17 protein-coding genes are annotated in these 17,495 nt (G+C 62.7%); 8 read left to right on the top strand and 9 right to left on the bottom strand.

The window, feature by feature from the left end:
* Window positions 1-71: 71 nt before the first annotated feature.
* Window positions 72-692 (top strand): HD domain-containing protein, encoded by a 621-nt coding sequence (locus ACWHXP_RS25000; RefSeq protein ID WP_489634791.1) that lies wholly within the window; start codon window positions 72-74, stop codon window positions 690-692.
* Window positions 693-1,060: 368 nt separating this feature from the next.
* Here ACWHXP_RS25000 and pcaCD read toward each other — a convergent pair whose 3' ends face one another.
* The 4 genes from pcaCD to pcaH all read right to left on the bottom strand — a co-directional run bounded on the left by pcaCD (window position 1,061) and on the right by pcaH (window position 5,068).
* Entirely contained in the window at window positions 1,061-2,323 is a 1,263-nt protein-coding gene (gene pcaCD / locus ACWHXP_RS25005) for a bifunctional 4-carboxymuconolactone decarboxylase/3-oxoadipate enol-lactonase PcaCD (protein ID WP_489634790.1), read from the bottom strand.
* A gap of 52 nt (window positions 2,324-2,375) precedes the next feature.
* Entirely contained in the window at window positions 2,376-3,743 is a 1,368-nt protein-coding gene (gene pcaB, locus ACWHXP_RS25010; protein WP_489634789.1) for a 3-carboxy-cis,cis-muconate cycloisomerase, read from the bottom strand.
* 100 nt (window positions 3,744-3,843) lie between these two features.
* The gene (locus ACWHXP_RS25015) at window positions 3,844-4,356 is read right to left on the bottom strand and encodes a peptidase associated/transthyretin-like domain-containing protein (RefSeq protein ID WP_034336162.1); all 513 of its coding nucleotides are present in this window, start codon (window positions 4,354-4,356) and stop codon (window positions 3,844-3,846) included.
* Between the two features lie 19 nt (window positions 4,357-4,375).
* The gene (gene pcaH / locus ACWHXP_RS25020) at window positions 4,376-5,068 is read right to left on the bottom strand and encodes a protocatechuate 3,4-dioxygenase subunit beta (protein ID WP_489634788.1); all 693 of its coding nucleotides are present in this window, start codon (window positions 5,066-5,068) and stop codon (window positions 4,376-4,378) included.
* A gap of 250 nt (window positions 5,069-5,318) precedes the next feature.
* On the opposite strand from pcaH, the gene ACWHXP_RS25025 reads away from it, so the two are divergent.
* Entirely contained in the window at window positions 5,319-6,116 is a 798-nt protein-coding gene (locus tag ACWHXP_RS25025; protein WP_489634787.1) for an IclR family transcriptional regulator domain-containing protein, read from the top strand.
* Between the two features lie 230 nt (window positions 6,117-6,346).
* On the opposite strand, the gene ACWHXP_RS25030 is transcribed toward ACWHXP_RS25025, so the two are convergent.
* Entirely contained in the window at window positions 6,347-7,258 is a 912-nt protein-coding gene (locus ACWHXP_RS25030) for a helix-turn-helix domain-containing protein (RefSeq protein ID WP_209584736.1), read from the bottom strand.
* Between the two features lie 219 nt (window positions 7,259-7,477).
* Here ACWHXP_RS25030 and ACWHXP_RS25035 point away from each other — a divergent pair, with 219 nt between their 5' ends.
* Window positions 7,478-8,644: a 4-hydroxybenzoate 3-monooxygenase gene (locus ACWHXP_RS25035; protein WP_489634786.1), complete on the top strand. Its 1,167-nt coding sequence runs from the start codon at window positions 7,478-7,480 to the stop codon at window positions 8,642-8,644.
* A 55-nt stretch (window positions 8,645-8,699) separates the two neighbouring features.
* Here ACWHXP_RS25035 and ACWHXP_RS25040 read toward each other — a convergent pair whose 3' ends face one another.
* The gene (locus tag ACWHXP_RS25040) at window positions 8,700-9,020 is read right to left on the bottom strand and encodes a hypothetical protein (RefSeq protein ID WP_489623806.1); all 321 of its coding nucleotides are present in this window, start codon (window positions 9,018-9,020) and stop codon (window positions 8,700-8,702) included.
* A 216-nt stretch (window positions 9,021-9,236) separates the two neighbouring features.
* On the opposite strand from ACWHXP_RS25040, the gene ACWHXP_RS25045 reads away from it, so the two are divergent.
* The gene (locus tag ACWHXP_RS25045; protein ID WP_489634785.1) at window positions 9,237-9,815 is read left to right on the top strand and encodes a pyridoxamine 5'-phosphate oxidase family protein; all 579 of its coding nucleotides are present in this window, start codon (window positions 9,237-9,239) and stop codon (window positions 9,813-9,815) included.
* Between the two features lie 12 nt (window positions 9,816-9,827).
* On the opposite strand, the gene ACWHXP_RS25050 is transcribed toward ACWHXP_RS25045, so the two are convergent.
* Window positions 9,828-10,688, bottom strand: a complete 861-nt coding sequence (locus ACWHXP_RS25050) for a CPBP family intramembrane glutamic endopeptidase (protein ID WP_489634784.1) — start codon at window positions 10,686-10,688, stop codon at window positions 9,828-9,830.
* A gap of 145 nt (window positions 10,689-10,833) precedes the next feature.
* Here ACWHXP_RS25050 and ACWHXP_RS25055 point away from each other — a divergent pair, with 145 nt between their 5' ends.
* Window positions 10,834-11,712: an AraC family transcriptional regulator gene (locus ACWHXP_RS25055; RefSeq protein WP_489623803.1), complete on the top strand. Its 879-nt coding sequence runs from the start codon at window positions 10,834-10,836 to the stop codon at window positions 11,710-11,712.
* Between the two features lie 26 nt (window positions 11,713-11,738).
* Here ACWHXP_RS25055 and ACWHXP_RS25060 read toward each other — a convergent pair whose 3' ends face one another.
* Entirely contained in the window at window positions 11,739-12,170 is a 432-nt protein-coding gene (locus ACWHXP_RS25060; protein ID WP_489623802.1) for a hypothetical protein, read from the bottom strand.
* Window positions 12,171-12,407: 237 nt separating this feature from the next.
* On the opposite strand from ACWHXP_RS25060, the gene ACWHXP_RS25065 reads away from it, so the two are divergent.
* Window positions 12,408-12,929: a response regulator gene (locus tag ACWHXP_RS25065; RefSeq protein WP_039784031.1), complete on the top strand. Its 522-nt coding sequence runs from the start codon at window positions 12,408-12,410 to the stop codon at window positions 12,927-12,929.
* Window positions 12,930-13,025: 96 nt separating this feature from the next.
* On the opposite strand, the gene ACWHXP_RS25070 is transcribed toward ACWHXP_RS25065, so the two are convergent.
* Window positions 13,026-13,505, bottom strand: a complete 480-nt coding sequence (locus ACWHXP_RS25070) for an Lrp/AsnC family transcriptional regulator (protein WP_006461679.1) — start codon at window positions 13,503-13,505, stop codon at window positions 13,026-13,028.
* Between the two features lie 307 nt (window positions 13,506-13,812).
* On the opposite strand from ACWHXP_RS25070, the gene mdeB reads away from it, so the two are divergent.
* Together mdeB and ACWHXP_RS25080 are read left to right on the top strand one after the other, a co-directional pair.
* Window positions 13,813-16,494: an alpha-ketoglutarate dehydrogenase gene (gene mdeB, locus ACWHXP_RS25075; protein WP_489634783.1), complete on the top strand. Its 2,682-nt coding sequence runs from the start codon at window positions 13,813-13,815 to the stop codon at window positions 16,492-16,494.
* 161 nt (window positions 16,495-16,655) lie between these two features.
* Entirely contained in the window at window positions 16,656-17,414 is a 759-nt protein-coding gene (locus tag ACWHXP_RS25080; protein WP_489634782.1) for an SDR family oxidoreductase, read from the top strand.
* The last annotated feature ends 81 nt before the right edge of the window (window positions 17,415-17,495 follow it).

The raw sequence follows: 17,495 nt of genomic DNA on the forward strand, positions 1-17,495 counted from the left end.
TACGCTTCTCTCGCATTGAGATGGATATCGACAGATAATCTTTCCTCCCCTCTTTTTCGAAAGACCCAATCATGACCCTGACCACCCAACGCTGGGATCTCACCTGGAAAAAATTGGGTCTGGTTTGCCCCGATACGCACTTGTTTGACTCGGTCCTCTCACACTACCGCGAACCCCATCGCCACTATCACACCCTTCAGCACCTCGATGAATGCTTTGCAAAGTGGGAAGAGTTGCACACCGAGTCCTCCCACCCCGGCGAAGTTGAACTGGCACTCTGGTTTCATGACGTCATCTATGACGTCAAATGTCATGACAACGAAGAGAAGAGCGCGGATTGGGCGCGGCGTTGTCTGGTGGATGCGGGCGCATCGGAAGAGATTGCGCAGCGCGTGCACGCACTGGTGATGGCAACCCGGCACCATCAGTCCAGCGTGGAGGGGGACGCGTCGTTATTGGTGGATGTGGACTTGTCGATATTGGCCGCACCACCGGATCGTTTCGAAGAATACGAAAAGCAGATTCGTGCGGAATATGACTATGTTCCGCTATCGTTGTTCATGCAAGAGCGGAAGAAGATTCTGCAAGGTTTCCTGAATCGTCCGAGGATATACAGGACAAAGACATTTTTCGAAAGATACGAGGCAACTGCGAGAAAGAATTTGGAAAGGGCGATTGAGGCCAGCGTATGAATGAATTTAGCAAGAACCTCCTCAACCCGAAGCCGAAGGCGAGTAGTGTCCGCCGCGATGCCGAAGGCGAGCCGTCTGGGCCGTCCGCATCTGCGCCGCCGCTTCAGTACCCAATAAAACGGATCAGAAAAATAACCGGAGCGAAGCGACTTTATTTTTCCCGTTTTATTGGGTACTGAAGCGGGGACCCTCCGAAGGAGGGCGGCGGAGTTGCGGTCGCCTTCTTTTGCTTACTTTTCTTGGCGAGACAAGAAAAGTGAGCGGCTGCCGGGCCGCTCCCGGCGCGTTCTTCCGACCGGAGAGAGAAAGTAATTAAGCTAGAGCGCAGGAAAGCAATCCGTGCAGACTACGCCCTAAACCTAAAACCATCAAAGCCCGCCAATAAACCCAGAAACAAGCTCAGCAAACACAACAGGCTGCTCCACAGCACTAACGTGGGAAGCTTCCGCAATGATCTCCAAGCGAGCATCAGCAAGACCGTCAACCAGGGCCTGAGCCATGGCAACCGGCGTCCCCTGATCCAGCTCCCCTGCGATCACCAGGCAAGGCACGCGGATAGCTCCCAACCGGGAAGAAGTATCAACAGTCCCGACGGCATGACAGCACCCCACATACCCCACCGCATCGGTAGTGACCAGCCGATGACGATAGCGCGCCACGGTAGCCGCCTGAGCCGACCGGAACCCCTCGTGGAAATACCGCCCCATGACCGCATCCGCAATCACCTCGATCCCTTGATCCCGCACGGTAGCAATGCGCTGCTGCCAAACCTCGCGCGCCGCCTCCGGATAGGCGGAGGTAGTGTTGGCCAGCACCAGTGCCCGCACCAGCCCCGGATGGCGCAAGGCCAGCTCCTGCCCCACCATGCCCCCCATGGACAAGCCCACCCACACCACCGGCCCGGTATCCAGCTCCCGCAACAAGCGCGCCGCATCATCAGCCAGGTCCGCCATGCTGTAGAGCCCGTCCACCTTCTCCGAACTGCCATGCCCGCGATGATCGTAAGCGATCACCCGGCAATCGGCCGCCAGCAGATTGGCCAGTCCGTCCCACATCATCAGGTCGGTCCCCAGCGCATGCGACAACACCACCGTATGCCGCGGCGCCTTGCCATTGCGCGGCTCCCGCAAGGTGTAATGCAACGCCGGTGAAGAAGAAGTACGTCCCTCACGCCCCACCCCCGGATGCACGCTGGCCGCTGGCGCCTGCGGCACCACCGCGTAACCGATCTGCTCACCCACTTCACGCAGGATCTTCTGCGCATGCGTGAACGCCGTATTGCCCGCCGGCACACCCGCATAAACCGAAGCCTGGATCATCACTTCCTTCATCTCATCCGGCGTCAACCGAGTAGCCGGATCAGCCGTCAGGCCGGCGCGCACGTGCAGTTCAAATTCTTCCCAGCGCCCCAAGGCAATGGTGATGGCCAGCACGATGATGCGCCGGGTCTTGTGGTCCAGCCCGGGACGGCCCCAGATTTCATTCCACGCAAAACGCGTGATCAGGTTCTGGAAATCGGCATTGAAGTTGGTGGCGTTGGCCACCGAACGGTCAACCCATTGGTCGCCCAGCACACTGCGGCGATTGCGCATGCCGCGCTCGAAATCATGGTCCAGCGGATCGTAGCTCATGAGGTGTTCTCTTTTGTCTCGTGATGTGGAGGATGGTGGAGAAATCAGTGGTTCAGCGCACCAGCATCGTGCGCAAATGTTCAAGCTGCCCTTCAGCAATGCGGCGCGCAGGCCGCGTCGCCTGCACCGGATCGAACAGCCCACGCAACATGGCCAGGTCGATCTCCTTGCCCAGCTGCGCATCGGCCTGCACGGCATCGACCAGCACATCGACCAGTTGCGCGCCATCGGCCACGGCCTTGCGCGTGAGCTGCTCCAGCAGACTGTGCGCACGCGGACGGCCGATCACGCCCGCCAGTGCAATCGACGCGGATTCGGCAAACACCAATCCCTGCAGCGCATCGATATTGCGCAGCATGCGCGCGTCATCGATGACCAGTGCGGCAAACGCATCATTGAGCGCACGCAAGGCTCCATGCACGCCCAGGAACAAGCCCGGCCATTCGGCCAGTTCGGCCTGCCAGTTGCCCAGCCCGCGTTCGTGCTGCTGCGACATCGCCCCCAGCAGCGCAGCGGCCTGTTGCGGCGCACGGGCGGCAGCAGCCAGGGCGATCATGGACGATACCGGGTTGCGCTTGTGCGGCATCGCCGATGACCCGCCACGGCCATTGCCGGAAGGCTCGGCCAGTTCCGCAATTTCGCCCTGCGCCATCAGCGACAGGTCGGTCGCGATCTTGCCCAGGCTGCCGGCCAGCACGGCCATCTCGGTACCCAGGCGTATCCATTCGTCGCGCTGGGTATGCCACGCCGCATCGGGTGTCTTCAAGTCGAGCGCCGCAGCCATGCGTGCGGCCACGGCGGGACCCTTCTCGCCGAGTACGGCCAGCGTGCCTACTGCGCCGCCCAGTTGCAGCTGCAGGGCGCGTTCAGCCAGCGCCTGCAGCTGCGCACGCGAGCGCAGCAGGGGGGCGGCCCAGTTGCAGAACTTCAGGCCCAGGCTGGTGACTTGCGCCGGTTGCATCAGCGTGCGTGCCAGCACCGGCGTATCGAGATGGGATTGCGACAAGTCCAGCAAGCGATGCGCCAGCTGGTCCAGTTCGCCATCGACCAGCCGCAGGGCCTCACGCGTGACCAGCACCATGGCCGTATCCAGCACGTCTTGGCTGGTGCTGCCCCAGTGCACATGGGTGGCGGCTTCCTCGCTGTAGAGGGCGACCGTGCGCTGCAATTCCTTGACCAGCGGAATGGCCAGCGCACCGGCGCGGCGGCCTGCGACGATCAAGGCATTGATGTCATAGAGCGGGGCGCGGCATACGCTGGCGATGGCGCGCGCGGCGGCCTCGGGGATGATGCCCTCGGCGGCTTCGGCCTCGGCCAGGACTTGTTCGAAGCGCAGCATGGCTTGCACCACCGCCTGGTCGTCGAACACCGCAATCATGTCGGAAGTGGTGAGGAAGCTGTCGAAGATCGAAACGCTCATGAAGTCTCCATTGCTTGCCCGTCCGGCGCGATCCAACGCAAACGGGATCCGGCAGGCCAAAGCCTGCGGATCCCCTCGCGCGTCACGCCGTAACGGGCGTTCAGGTGTAGTCGAAGAATACCGTCTCGCTCGCGCCCTGCATGTGAATATTCCACAGGTAGCTGCCATCGGCTTGCTTGCGGGCGATCAGGGTGTGGCGGCGGTCAGCCGGGACCTGCTCCAGCAGCGCCGACTGCGCCAGCGCCGGATCATCTTCCAGGAAGACGGCCGTGAACTGGTGCTTGACCAGCCCGCGCGCAAACACGGTCACGTAAGCCACCGGCTTGCCGGCCGGCGCCTGCGGCTGCGAAATCGAAAATGTGAACCCGCCCTCTTCATTGGTGGGCACCCGGCGATATCCGGGAATGGCATGTGAAGTTTCTGCCGCAGCGCTGCCCGGCAGCCAGGCTTCGGCCCAGGCGTCATTGATGGGGACGCCGTCGCCATCGATGATGGCGCCCTTGATCTTGACCTGCGGCGCGCTGCTCTCCACGCGCGAAGTCAGTTCCACGGCCCAAGCCCAGGCTTCGTGCGGGAAGGGGCCGATGGTTTGCGAAGTGGTGATGTTGCTCATGTGGTCTCCTGCCTTGTGTTCAGATGCCCATGGGCGTGGCGTTGCGGCCGCGCAGGACGATGTCGAATTCATAGCCCAGCATCTTGTCGTCCACCGTCTCCTCCAGCGAGAAGCGCGAAATCAGGCGCTGGCGGGCGGCTTCGTCAGGGATGCTCTGGAAGATCGGGTCATAGGCGAACAGCGGATCATTGGGGAAATACATCTGCGTCACCAGGCGCTGCGCATAGACGTTGCCGAACAACGAGAAGTGGATGTGCGCCGGACGCCAGGCCTTGTGGTGATTGCCCCAGGGATACGGACCCGGCTTGATGGAGACGAAGCGATAGCGGCCATTGTCATCGGTAAGCATCTTGCCGAAGCCGGTGAAGTTGGGATCCAGCGGCGCATCGTGCTGGTCCTTCTTGTGGAAGTAGCGGCCGGCGGCATTGCACTGCCAGACTTCCAGCAGGGAATTGCGCACCGGCTTGCCATCTTCATCGAGCACGCGGCCGGTGACGACGATCTTCTCGCCCAGCGGCTCGCCCTTGCCTTGCGCGGTCAGGTCCATGTCGTGCGGCAGGATCAGCTTGGGCGAGGCGAACAGGTTGGTGCTGGTGGCGGTCTCGTCGCGCACGCGCAGCGGCGCTTGCGTGGGGCCGCGCTTGGCGGTGGACTTGTACGGGGGATAGATCAGTTCCGGATAGACACCGGGTTCGATGGCATCGAATTGCATGAGGTCTCCTCAGTCGACGGGGTGAATGCGGCGTCGTCTTCGGATTCCTTGCCTGCCGGAATGGGCGAATGGCGCGCCGTGCTTGGGTGTGGACAGATAGTAGGCAAGCCGATCCCCGCTCTCAAGGCCAACGCAGCGCAGCATATCCGCCCTGCGCCCGCTTTGTGCGAGAATCGCACAAATGGCCGATTTTCTGCAGCGAACGGAAGACGGTGCGCATCAGCTTGTTTTATCCACAGGGCAGGGAAACATGCAGCAAGAACACATCGAAGAAGTGGAGGAGGGCGCAGACGGTCCTCTCAAGCGTGACCTGGTCGCCGGTCTGGAAAAGGGCCTGCAGGTGATCGAAGCGTTTGACCAGGAGCGCTCGCGCCTGACCATCGCCGAGGTGGCGCAACTGACGGGCCTCACCCGCGCTGCCGCGCGCCGCTATCTCATCACGCTCACGCACCTGGGCTACATGCGGCACGACAACAAGACCTTCTCGCTCACCCCCATGGTGCTGCGGCTGGGCCAGTCCTACCTGCATTCGGCGCGGCTGCCGCGCATCGTGCAGCCGCTGCTGTACCGGCTGGCCTATTCGCTGGGCGAGGCGGCTTCCTGCGGGGTGCTCGATCACGACCAGCTGGTGTGCGTGGCGGCGGTGAGCGCGGGGCAACTGGTGTCGACCACCCTGCAGCCCGGCACGCGGGTGCCGGCCTACTGCACCGCCAATGGCCGCATCCTGCTGGCCAACCTGCCACCGGCGCAGCTCGATGCCATCCTCGCGCGCGCCCAGCCGGAGGCCATCACGGCCCACACCATCACCGACGTCGAACGATTGGGACTGGAAATTGCGCGCGCCCGCGCACAGGGTTATGCGCTGGTGGACCAAGAACTGGAACTGGGATTGCGCACCATGGCCGTGCCGGTGCGCAACTTCCGTGGCGAGGTCGTGGCGGCGATGAACATCAGCGTGCATGCGGCCCGCATGAAACTGGAAGACATGGTGGAACGCTGCCTGCCGGCCATGCTGAAGATCCAGGTGGAGCTGGGAGCGCTGCTGTGAGGGCTGGCTGACTTTCGAAGATGGAGCTGTCATTTTTGTTTTTGCGCCAACTCCGGTGATGCTTCGATACGGCCCTGCGGGCCTACTCAGCCCGAACGGAGGGAGGGTGTGACAAGGAAATGCCTTCTTTCCCCTCGCCTGTCGGATCGATGTTTCACAACCCGTTCGACCTGAGTAGCGGCGAAGCCGCGTATCGAAGGCGCGCCGGCGGTTCCTCAGACCCAGATGTTTTATTCCTCCACATGCGTGCGCCGATATTCCTTGGGCGTCACCCCCATGTGCCGCTTGAAGAGCCGGCTGAAATACGCCGGGTCTTGAAAGCCCAGTTCATAGGCAATCGTCGAAATGCCTGAGGGCACATAGGTCAGCTTGCGGCAAGCCTCCAGGATCAAGCGCTGCTGTGCAAGGTCGAAGGCCGAATGCCCGGCCAGCTTCAGGCACAGGCGATTGAGGCGGCTGGGCGTGATGCGCAGCTTGTCTGCATACACCGCCACCTGCCACTGCTCCTTGAAGTGCTGCTCCACCAGCGCGCGAAATCGGCTGAACAATTCGAAGTCGCCGCGTCCGGACAATTCCGCCGAGCGATGATCCGCTTCCAGCCGCACCAGCAAGAGCATGACGCTGCGCGCCAGCCATTCCAGCATCAGTGTGTGGCCGGTGCGCGGTGCGGCCGATTCGGCAATCAACAGACGCAGCAGCGTCTCCATGCGCTCGCGCAGTTCCGGTACGCGCCCCAGTTCGATGGCCATCGGGCGCAGGAACAAGGGCGAAAACAATTCGCCATGCCCCTCGCTGCCGCCAGCCGAAAACACCACGTGCGGATCCACCGTCAGCACGAATCCCACAGCCTGTTCCGAGAAATCGAAACCATGTACCAGGGACGGATGGATGGTGATGACCACCGGACCATCGACTTCCCAGACCTCTTCCTCCATCAAGGCACTGACGTGTCCGGACATTAAAAAAAGTACCTGAAAAAGTCCGGCATGGGTGTGCGGTGCAATATGCCAGTCATGCACGCGGCTGCGCGTCTCGATCAGTTCGATGTGCACCGGCTCCGCATCTTCCGGCCGGGAAGCCTCGCCGTACAAGGAAAATTGCGGTACATCGCTGGTGCGCGGTTTGCTGCGGGGCAAGGGCATAGGGTCTCCATCCTGTGCGTTGCGAGGGGGCGGCATGGTTGTGCTCTGTAAAAATAGTACAAGTAATTGGCGGGATCATCCATTTTTTATCAGAACACCACCGTCTAAGATTCTTCTCACACCAAGAACAAGAACAGATCAACTGCCACCCGCTTCGGCTCGCGCCATTGCGCGCCGGGAACGAAAACGGTGCCTGACCTTTACACGGAGACCTCCATCATGCGTACCCAAGTCGCCATCATCGGCGCCGGCCCGGCCGGTTTGTTGCTGTCCCACCTGCTGCACCTGAAGGGCATTGAATCGGTCGTGCTGGAAACCCGCACCCGCGAAGATATCGAATCCACCATCCGTGCCGGCGTGCTGGAACAAGGCACCATGGACATCCTCAACGAGACTGGCGTGGGCGAGCGCATGAAGCGCGAAGGCGCGCTGCATCACGGCATCGAGCTGGCCTTCGGTGGCCGCCGCCATCGCATCGACCTCACCGAACTGACCGGCAAGGCCATCACCGTCTATGCCCAGCACGAAGTGATCAAGGACCTGGTGGCCGCACGCCTGGCCGCGCAAGGGCAATTGCTGTTCGGTGTGAGCGGCACCAGCATCGAAGGCGTCGAGACCAGCAAGCCGCGCGTGCGCTTCATGCACGAGGGCGAGCAGCATACGCTGGAGGCGGATTTCATCGCCGGTTGTGACGGCTTCCATGGCGTCTCGCGTCCTGCCATTCCGGAAAGCAAGCGCCAGGATTACCAGCGCATCTATCCCTTCGGCTGGTTCGGCGTGCTGGTGGAAGCGCCGCCGTCCTCGGACGAACTGATCTATGCCCAGCATGATCGCGGCTTCGTGCTCATCAGTACCCGTTCGCCAACGGTGCAGCGCATGTACTTCCAGTGCGATCCCAAGGACAGCGTGGACAACTGGAGCGATGACCGCATCTGGAATGAATTCCATACCCGCCTGGAAAACGGCGACGGCTGGCGCGTCAAGGAAGGCAAGATCTTCCAGAAGGGCATCATCGGCATGCGCAGTTTCGTCTCTACGCCGATACAGCATGGCCGCCTGTTCCTGGCCGGTGATGCCGCGCACATCGTGCCGCCCACTGGCGCGAAGGGTTTGAACCTGGCGGTGGGTGACGTGAAACGCCTGGCCCAGGGCATCGAGGATTTCTATCGAAGTGCCAGCGAGGAAGGTCTCGCGTCCTACACCGAGCAAGCCCTGAAGCGCATCTGGCGTGCCGAGTATTTCTCGTGGTGGATGACCAGCATGCTGCATACCTTCGACGATGCCTCGCCCTTCCAGCGCCAGATCCAGCGCGCCGAACTGGAGAACGTGGTCAACTCGCGCGCGCTGTCGACGGCGCTGGCGGAGAACTACGTCGGCGCATTCTGATTCACCGCCACCCGTTCTCAGCAAGCAACGATGACGCCCGCGCAAGCGGGCGTAGTCATTGGGAGAGCGTGAGATCGGCAGCTTCGGCCCCCTCATTGCGCCGGCGGGCAAGCAGGCGGTGGCAATGACCGCGCACAAGGTAGAGCGCGGCCCGGGCATAGCAACAGCCACCGGCCCAGGTAGCGACGATGTTGCCGGGATAGCCCATGCCCAGTGCGCGCGCCAGTGCCGACAGCAGGGCGCAGGCCAGCAGCATGAGCCAGGTCCGAGCGTGAGCTTGCAGGCGCAAGGAGCGTGCGTGGAATTGGAGCCGGACTTGCCCGGCATCAAGAGGTGCGGGCAGGGCAATCTGTTTGGGCGACCAGGAGAGTTTCATGCGAGGCTCCGTGTGTTCCCGCCGTGCTGCGGGGCTGACGTGCTGCGATGGACTGCGATCCGGACTGCGATGGGTGATGCGGGTGCAGAATCATGGTGGCACAGCGCTCTGACAATGCACTGACGCCGGCCTGACATGAGCATGTCGTCCCGCGATTGACGCGCGATTCGCGCTGCCCTGAAATCGATTGCATGCGCAAGGCCCTACAATGGCGCCATGAACTTCAACCTGAACTTGCCGGAACTCCACACCCTGATCTGGGACGAACTGCGTCGCGGCGCCAGCCCGACGCGCTCGCCGTTTACCATCTGGCAACTGGCCACGCTGGGCCTGGATGGCACGCCCCAGTTGCGTTCCATCGTCCTGCGCGAGGCGGATGCGACTGCCGGGTCGCTGTGCTTTCACACCGATCTGCGCTCTCCCAAACTGGCCGAGATTCGTGCAGACGGGCGGGTGTCCATGCTGGCCGTGGACCTGGAGCGCCATCTGCAACTGCGCGTCAACGGCGTGGCTCAGGTGGTGCAGGATGCGGCCCGCGTGCGCGCCATGTGGACGGGGGCCCGGCCACACACGCTGATCCTGTACAAGACACCGCATGCCCCCGGCACGCCTGTTGCGCAACCGGAAGACGCTCACGTGCAGCCGCACGTCAGCAGCGATGGTGTCGAGAATTTTGCGCTGGTGGAAGTGCGGCTGGAGCGCATCGAATGGCTGGACCTGACGCCGGACCAGCATCGCCGCGCCCGCTTCGCGCGCGGGCAGGAGCAATGGCAGGGGCAGTGGATCGCGCCGTGAGGCGAGCGCGACTCAGGCCAGCGCCGGATAGGTGAACGCGAGGAAGTGCACCGCATTGAGCGTGAAATGCAGCAGGATCGGTGCCTCGATCCGTCCGCTGCGCTGGAACACCCACGCATAGCCGAGGCCGGCCAGTCCGGCAATCGTCGCATAGGTCATGCCGCCCCCGAGATGCGCGGCTCCGAAGAGCAATGCCGACGCCATCAGCGCCAGTCCGCTACCGCCACGCATCCCCTGCAAGGCGGATTGCAGACGCTGCTGGATCACGCCACGGAAAAAGGCTTCCTCGGCCACCACGGTCAACAGCAGGTTGATGGCCAGGAACTCCATCGTGAAGCCAGGCCACTTCAGTGCCGGCTTGACCAGACCTGTCAACCAGCCCACGCCCATCACCAGCACGATCGTCGCGAGGCCCGGCAGCAGCGTCCTGGCGATGGTCTCGCGCCATTCCCGCCACGCATGGCAGCGGGGGGCCAGCAGCGCCAGCAACAGCAGTCCGGCACTCCCTTTGTCGAGATTGGCGAACAGCATGAAGGGCCGCGCCTCCGCAGTGATGGCCGCTGACGGGATCACCAGCACGTTGTGGAAGCCGGGCCAGCGATGCAAGGCCAGCAGCAGCGCGAGCAACAGCGTGAACGCCAGCAGACTGCGGCGTTGCCATGCGTGTGGCGCATGGGTCGTGCCCCGGGCAGCGAACCCCAACAGGACGATGCCCGCGACGGCGATGGCATCGAGCTGGCCGTCATGCAGTCCCAGCGCGAGGGCCAGCACCAGCAGCGGCAGCCAGGGCGCGAGGGATCGGCCAGCAGGCAAGGGCAGGGCGGGCAACCAGACGCTGCAGATCGCCAGCATCAAGAGGAGAGCGGAAGGCATCGGATAAAAAGGCGGAACGCGACGAAGCCCGTGTTTTAACATGACGGCCATCGAGACTGCCAGAGGTTCTGATGACGATGCGCAATTTCGGTCAGGATTTGTGGCGCGCTTTCTTGCACAGTACGTCCCGTGAACCGAGGAACCGATGAACGACGACCGCAAAACCAGCAGCCAGGCCCGCTATCAAGCCCGATTCGAGCGCGTGCTCGACCATATCGAGGCGCATCTCCATACGCCCTTGGAGATGGAGCAGCTGGCGGCCGTCGCGCATTTTTCGCGGTTCCATTTCCAGCGGCAATTTGCCGATTTCACCGGCGTCGGGGTGGCGCGTTACATCCTGCTGATGCGCCTGAAGCATGCCAGCCTGCAACTGGCCTTCCAGCCGCAGCGGCGCATCATCGACATCGCCCTCGAAGCCGGTTTCGAAAATCCGGAATCGTTTACGCGCGCTTTCAGGAGTGCCTTCGGCCAGTCGCCCTCGCAGTTCCGGCGCACACCCGACTGGCCCTCCTGGAACGAGCGTTTCGTGTTCCGCATCCCTGAAAGGAAAGTGGACGTGCAAGCCGAGATCGTCAACGTCGAATCCATCCGCATCGCCATGCTTACGCATCGCGGTCCCGTCAATCAGCTCAATGGCACCGTCGGGCAGTTCATCGACTGGCGCAAGGCCACGGGCCTGTCACCGGTGGAGCGCTGCCGTACCTTCGGTCTGGCCTGGGACAATCCCGATACCACACCCCCGGAGCAATTCCGGTTCGGCATCTGCGGCGAGGTGGAAGGGGACGTGCCGGACAATCCGCAAGGCGTGGAAGCCTTCCTGATTCCCGGCGGGCGCTGCGCCCGCATAAGGCATGCAGGCGCGCATGACCGGCTGGGCGAGAGCATCTATCCGCTGTATCGCCAGTGGTTGCCGGAGAGCGGGGAGGAGCTGCGGGATTTCCCGCTTTACTTCCACTACCTCAACCTGCTGCCCGATACGCCGCCAGGCGAGCTGCTGACCGATATCTACCTGCCCCTGAAATAGGGGCGTTAAAGGAAAGGGAAGAAACTTCACGCCAACAGGGCGCGCGAGAAGTGCGCCATCTGGTGCGTGGGCACCAGCAGCGGGACGAAGGAAGCTTCGTTCACAGCGAGCCAATAGGACAGGTGCGGGTTGGCATCGAAGCCATAGTTGTTGCCGTCGAGCTGCCAGAAGCGGGGCACGGCCAGTGGCGGTGGTAGCCGATGCTTGAGCTGATCCAGGCGGGCCAGGCGCTGCGCACAGGGTTCGAAGCGGGTCAGCGCGGCAGTCTCTCCACCGGGTGAAAAACCCGCCGTGGCAAACCAATCCAGCAGCATGCGCGGATGCGCATGCAGGCTGGCCCAATCATGCATGGCATTGGCGCGCTGGGTCACCAGGCGCGTGCAACCGCTGACATACAGCTCGACCTTGCCCAGCAAGGCAGTGGGGACAGGGACTCGGACTTTGGCAAACGGCAGCATCGGCGGGGGGCTTCCTTGGTGCGGAGATGGGCGGATCCGGGTGGAGCGGATCATTGAGGTTGTCACTGTAGCCATCCTGTGCGGGGCTGGCGATCGGGGAAATCCTGACGGCGCGTCCGCCAGCAGATTGGCGGCGGTCAGGAATTTCCCGATGCCGCAGTGGTCATCACTCCTGTAAAACGTTTGCTGTAGCCATCCCGTGGCTTGTGCACTTCTTACAGGACTGTCCCCCACAGCATGAGCTTTCCCAGCATCATCATGATCGACCCCAGCCAGGAGGCCGCTGAACTGGCGCGCTTCGCCTTGTGGCGTGCCGGCTTGCATTGCGCCTTCCGTGCGTGTCCTGACCTGGCCACGGCGCGCCGCTGCCTGCTGCAGGGACGCCGCCAGGGCGATGACATTGCACCCAGCCTGATCCTGCTGGAGTCCGACATGGAATGCGGCGAGGGCCTGCAGCTGCTGCGCGAGTTGCGTGCCAGCAAGCATCTGGCTGATGCGCCGGTGGTGGTCTTCCCTTCCTACGAAACCGAGGGCGAGCGCGAGGCGCTGGCCGCCGGCGCGACCGAATACCTGCCCAAGCCGGTCGATGGCGAACACTATGCGCAGTGTGTGGTGGAGATGGTGGAGCGCTGGTGCGATGTCAGCGAGGCCGCGGCACCGTTGTCCGCAGACGTGATGCGCGATGCGCTGGCCGGTCTGCCCGGGCATCCGCAGCGGCGCCAGGAAGATGGCTCTCCGCAAGGCGGGCGCTCACACTGAACTGCGCGCAGCGGCTTGGCGTAAAAACAAACAAAGGGCCGCAAGGCCCTTTTTTCCGCCATGGCAGCGCAGGCGCGATTTCGCTCTCAGCTCAGCTCAGCGCCGCGTCTTGATCTTGGGCGTGGGCAGGGCGGTCTTGTACTTGATCTGCTTGAGCGCAAAGCTGGAGCGGATGTTCTTGATGCCGGGGATCTTGGTCAGGTGGTCGACGATGAAGTGCTCCAGCGTCAGCAGGTCCGGCACCACGATGCGCAGCAGGTAATCCTCGTCGCCGGTCATCAGGTAGACTTCCATGACTTCATCGAAGGCACTCACGGCCGTTTCGAACTGGGCCAGTGCTTCGGCACCCTGGCGCTCCAGGATCACCTTGACGAACACGTTCACCTTCAAGCCCAGCAGGTGCGGATCGGCCAGCGCTACATAGCGCGAGATGATGCCTTCGGTTTCCAGGCGCTTCACCCGGGCCAGGGTCGGCGAGGGCGAGAGGTTGATGCGGCTGGCCAGCTCCAGATTGCTGATCGAACTGTTCTCCTGCAGGATGTTCAGGATGCGCAAATCGGTGGTGTCGAGTTCCATTATCGAAATTTAATTCTGTCAGTTTCAGTTTCGCAGCACTGGATGCTGAATATTGTACGGCAACTTCCAATTTTAAGTGACTCATGCCGGGGCATCCGGCGTATCGTAAGCCGGTGGTTCCATCACACAGCTAGCCCTCAACGACAACAAGACCGAAAAGGCGTCGGGCGCGGGGAGACGGATGGCGCGGCCTGTGTTTTACCGGCTTTTTGTCTCTTTGCATAGCAGCGATTGCAGTGCCGGCACGTTTTGTGCTGACTGCAGGCGAGCGACCCGGCGCGCCCAGACAGGAGAACAGGAAGTGGACATGTCCCGCCCCAGTGACAGCGATATCCCCAAGGATATCGACCTCGATGCCCAGGAAACCCAGGAGTGGCTGCAAGCGCTGCAGAGCGTGCTGGCCGAAGCCGGCCCGGAACGCGCGCGCTTCCTGCTCTCGCGGCTGTCGGCGGCGGCCCAGCAATGGGGCGTGAACTGGCGCGATGCGCGCAATACGCCCTACGTCAACACCATCCGGCCTGAACAGGAACCGCCTTTTCCCGGTGGGTCGGACGCGCAGGCCATCGAGGAACGCATCGCCAGCATCATGCGCTGGAATGCGCTGGCCATGGTGGTACGCGCCAATCGCGCCTACGGTGAGCTGGGCGGGCACATCGCCAGCTTTGCCTCGGCGGCGGACTTGTTCGAGGTCGGCTTCAATCATTTCTTCCGTGCGCGCGATGCGCAGTTCGCGGGCGACGTCGTCTACTTCCAGCCGCACTCCGCGCCGGGTATCTACGCGCGCGCGTTTCTTGAAGGTGCATTGAGCGAAGAAGACCTGGCCTACTATCGCCGCGAGCTCGAGGCCAAGCGCGTGGGACGGCAGGGACTTTCGTCCTATCCGCATCCCTGGCTGATGCCGCATTTCTGGCAATTCCCTACCGGCTCCATGGGCATCGGTCCCATCAATGCCATCTACCAGGCGCGCTTCCTGCGCTACATGGAGCATCGCGGCCTGCTGCAGGATCAGGGACGCAAGGTGTGGGGCGTGTTCGGCGATGGCGAGATGGATGAGCCCGAGTCACTGGCCGCACTCTCGCTGGCCTCGCGCGAGAAGCTGGACAATCTGATCTTTGTGGTCAACTGCAACCTGCAGCGGCTCGATGGTCCGGTGCGCGGCAATGGCCACATCGTCGATGAACTGGAAACGCTGTTTGCCGGTGCCGGCTGGAACGTCATCAAACTGCTGTGGGGCTCGGACTGGGATGGCCTGTTTGCGCGCGACAAGGACGGTGAACTGGTCGATGCCCTGAACCGCACGGTGGACGGGCAATTGCAGACCTTCGCCGCCAATGATGGCGCGTTCAATCGCCAGCATTTCTTCGGCCAGACCCCGGGCACGCGTGCCATCGGCGCCACCCTCACCGATGAGGAAATCAATCGCCTGCGCCGTGGCGGCCATGACATGAAGAAGATCTTCTCGGCCTATCAGGCAGCGGCCAGTCATCGCGGCCAGCCCACGGTGATTCTGGCGCAGACCAAGAAGGGGTACGGCATGGGCGCGGCGGGCGAGGGCAAGATGACCACGCACCAGCAGAAGAAGCTCGATGAAGAGAGTCTGATGCAATTCCGTGACCGCTTCAAGCTGCCGCTGAGCGATGAGCAATGCCGTGAGCTGGCTTTCTACAAGCCGGCCGATGACAGCCCGGAGATGAAGCACCTGCATGCACGCCGTGCCGCACTGGGCGGCTACCTGCCGCGCCGCCATGCGGGCGATGCACGGCGTACCGTGCCGCCGCTGGAGGCGCACAGCAAGTTCGCGCTGGAAGCCGACGGCAAGGAAATGTCGTCCACCATGGCGCTGGTACGCCAGCTCGGCAACCTGTTGAAGGACAAGGACTTCGGCCAGTATGTGGTGCCCATCGTGGCCGATGAGGCGCGCACCTTCGGCATGGCCAACCTGTTCCGCCAGGTCGGCATCTATTCTTCGCAGGGGCAGTTGTATGAGCCGGAGGATATCGGTTCCATTCTCTACTATCGCGAGGCCAAGGATGGCCAGATTCTGGAAGAGGGCATCACCGAGGCGGGGGCGATTTCCTCGTGGACGGCAGCGGCCACCGCGTATTCGGTGCATGGCACGCCGATGCTGCCGTTCTACATCTACTACTCGATGTTCGGTTTCCAGCGCATCGGCGACCTGATCTGGGCGGCGGCGGACCAGCGTGCGCGCGGCTTCCTGATCGGTGCCACCTCCGGCCGCACGACCTTGGGCGGCGAAGGACTGCAGCACCAGGACGGCAACAGTCTGGTGACGGCCGCATCGATTCCCAACTGTGTGTCCTATGATCCGGCCTATGCCTATGAGCTGGCGGTGATCCTGGATGAGGGTATGCGGCGCATGATGGAACGCGGCGATGACGTCTTCTACTACATCACCGTCACTAACGAGAACGAGGCCCAGCCCAGTCTTCCGGACGGCGTGCAGGAGGGCATCCTGCGCGGCATGTACTGTCTCGGCCGCAAGCCCGGGGCGCCAGTGCGGCTGCTGGGTTCCGGCCCCATCCTCAAGGAAGCCGTGGCGGCGGCTGCGCTGCTGCAGCAGCACTGGCAGATCGAGGCCGAGGTGTGGAGCGTGACCAGCTATACCGAACTGGCGCGGGATGGCGTGGCGGCACAACGCGCACAGCGCTTGTCGGGCAGCGATGGCCAGCCCTATGTCACAGCGCAATTGCAGGGCAGTGTGGCGCCCGTGATTGCGGTCAGCGATTACATCCGTACCTTGCCCGAGAGCATTCGCGCCTTCGTGCCGGCACCCTATGTGACGCTGGGGACGGACGGGTTTGGGCGTAGCGATACGCGGGTGAACCTGCGGGACTTCTTCGAGATCGATGCGCGCTGGATTGCTTATACGGCCCTGTGTGAAGTGTGGGGGGATGAACGTGCGCGGCTGCAAGAAGCGGCGCGTACATTGGGTATCGATACGAACAAGCCCTTGTCGTCCTCAGTATGAAGTGGAGCGATAGATGAACGGCGGCCAGCCGGATTGAAAATCTCTCATCTGGCCCGACGCCGTGTTTGTTATAGTGAAACCGCCCGTGCATCACGGGCGGTTTTTTTATGGCTCCGTGATGCGCATCGTCCATGAACTACAGTGAGTGAGGAGTACACACGATGGCTGCACCCAAACGTATCGCGCTGGTGACCGGCGCAGGTTCCGGCATTGGCCGGCAGATCACGCTCGCGCTGCTGCGCGAAGGCTATGGCGTCGCCCTGGCCGGACGCCGCCAGGATGCGCTTGAAGAAACCGGCAAGCTGGCCGGCGAACATGGTGCCAACGCGCTGGTGGTGGCGGCCGACGTGACCGATCCGGCCTCGGTGAAGCAGCTCTTCGCCAGGACCCGCGAGCGTTTCGGACGGCTGGACCTGCTCTTCAACAATGCCGGCATCTTTGCGCCGCCGGTGTCGCTGGAAGAACTGAGCGTGGAGCAGTGGAAGGCGGCGGTGGACATCAACCTGACCGGCGTTTTTCTCTGCACTCAGGAAGCCTTCCGCATCATGAAGGATCAGTCGCCGCGCGGCGGGCGCATCATCAACAACGGCTCGATCTCGGCGCATGCACCGCGCCCGTTCTCGGCCTCCTATACCGCCACCAAGCATGCCATTACGGGGCTGACCAAGGCCACCTCGCTCGATGGCCGTGCCTATGACATCGCCTGCGGGCAGATCGATATCGGCAATGCGTCCACCGACATGACCACGCTGATGAAGAAGGGCACGCTGCAGGCTGATGGCTCGACCAAGGTCGAACCGACCATGGATGCCGAACACGTGGCCCGTGCCATCCTCTACATGGACAGCCTGCCGCTGGAGGCCAATGTGCAGTTCATGACGGTGATGGCGACCAAGATGCCGTATATCGGGCGGGGGTGAGCCGGGTTATATTCGCCAGATGAAGAAATGGCCGCGGTGATGAGCTGCGGCCATTTTTCTTTGCCCGAACGTGATAAGGGC

The sequence above is a fragment of the Herbaspirillum sp. Her2 genome (assembly GCF_057961375.1).

Bases quoted from the DNA above. Each gene is read 5' to 3' on its own strand.
- ACWHXP_RS25000 (WP_489634791.1), top strand. From the start codon at position 72: ATGACCCTGACCACCCAACGCTGGGATCTCACCTGGAAAAAATTGGGT.
- pcaCD (WP_489634790.1), bottom strand. From the start codon at position 2,323: ATGAGCTACGATCCGCTGGACCATGATTTCGAGCGCGGCATGCGCAAT.
- pcaB (WP_489634789.1), bottom strand. From the start codon at position 3,743: ATGAGCGTTTCGATCTTCGACAGCTTCCTCACCACTTCCGACATGATT.
- ACWHXP_RS25015 (WP_034336162.1), bottom strand. From the start codon at position 4,356: ATGAGCAACATCACCACTTCGCAAACCATCGGCCCCTTCCCGCACGAA.
- pcaH (WP_489634788.1), bottom strand. From the start codon at position 5,068: ATGCAATTCGATGCCATCGAACCCGGTGTCTATCCGGAACTGATCTAT.
- ACWHXP_RS25025 (WP_489634787.1), top strand. From the start codon at position 5,319: ATGCAGCAAGAACACATCGAAGAAGTGGAGGAGGGCGCAGACGGTCCT.
- ACWHXP_RS25030 (WP_209584736.1), bottom strand. From the start codon at position 7,258: ATGCCCTTGCCCCGCAGCAAACCGCGCACCAGCGATGTACCGCAATTT.
- ACWHXP_RS25035 (WP_489634786.1), top strand. From the start codon at position 7,478: ATGCGTACCCAAGTCGCCATCATCGGCGCCGGCCCGGCCGGTTTGTTG.
- ACWHXP_RS25040 (WP_489623806.1), bottom strand. From the start codon at position 9,020: ATGAAACTCTCCTGGTCGCCCAAACAGATTGCCCTGCCCGCACCTCTT.
- ACWHXP_RS25045 (WP_489634785.1), top strand. From the start codon at position 9,237: ATGAACTTCAACCTGAACTTGCCGGAACTCCACACCCTGATCTGGGAC.
- ACWHXP_RS25050 (WP_489634784.1), bottom strand. From the start codon at position 10,688: ATGCCTTCCGCTCTCCTCTTGATGCTGGCGATCTGCAGCGTCTGGTTG.
- ACWHXP_RS25055 (WP_489623803.1), top strand. From the start codon at position 10,834: ATGAACGACGACCGCAAAACCAGCAGCCAGGCCCGCTATCAAGCCCGA.
- ACWHXP_RS25060 (WP_489623802.1), bottom strand. From the start codon at position 12,170: ATGCTGCCGTTTGCCAAAGTCCGAGTCCCTGTCCCCACTGCCTTGCTG.
- ACWHXP_RS25065 (WP_039784031.1), top strand. From the start codon at position 12,408: ATGAGCTTTCCCAGCATCATCATGATCGACCCCAGCCAGGAGGCCGCT.
- ACWHXP_RS25070 (WP_006461679.1), bottom strand. From the start codon at position 13,505: ATGGAACTCGACACCACCGATTTGCGCATCCTGAACATCCTGCAGGAG.
- mdeB (WP_489634783.1), top strand. From the start codon at position 13,813: ATGTCCCGCCCCAGTGACAGCGATATCCCCAAGGATATCGACCTCGAT.
- ACWHXP_RS25080 (WP_489634782.1), top strand. From the start codon at position 16,656: ATGGCTGCACCCAAACGTATCGCGCTGGTGACCGGCGCAGGTTCCGGC.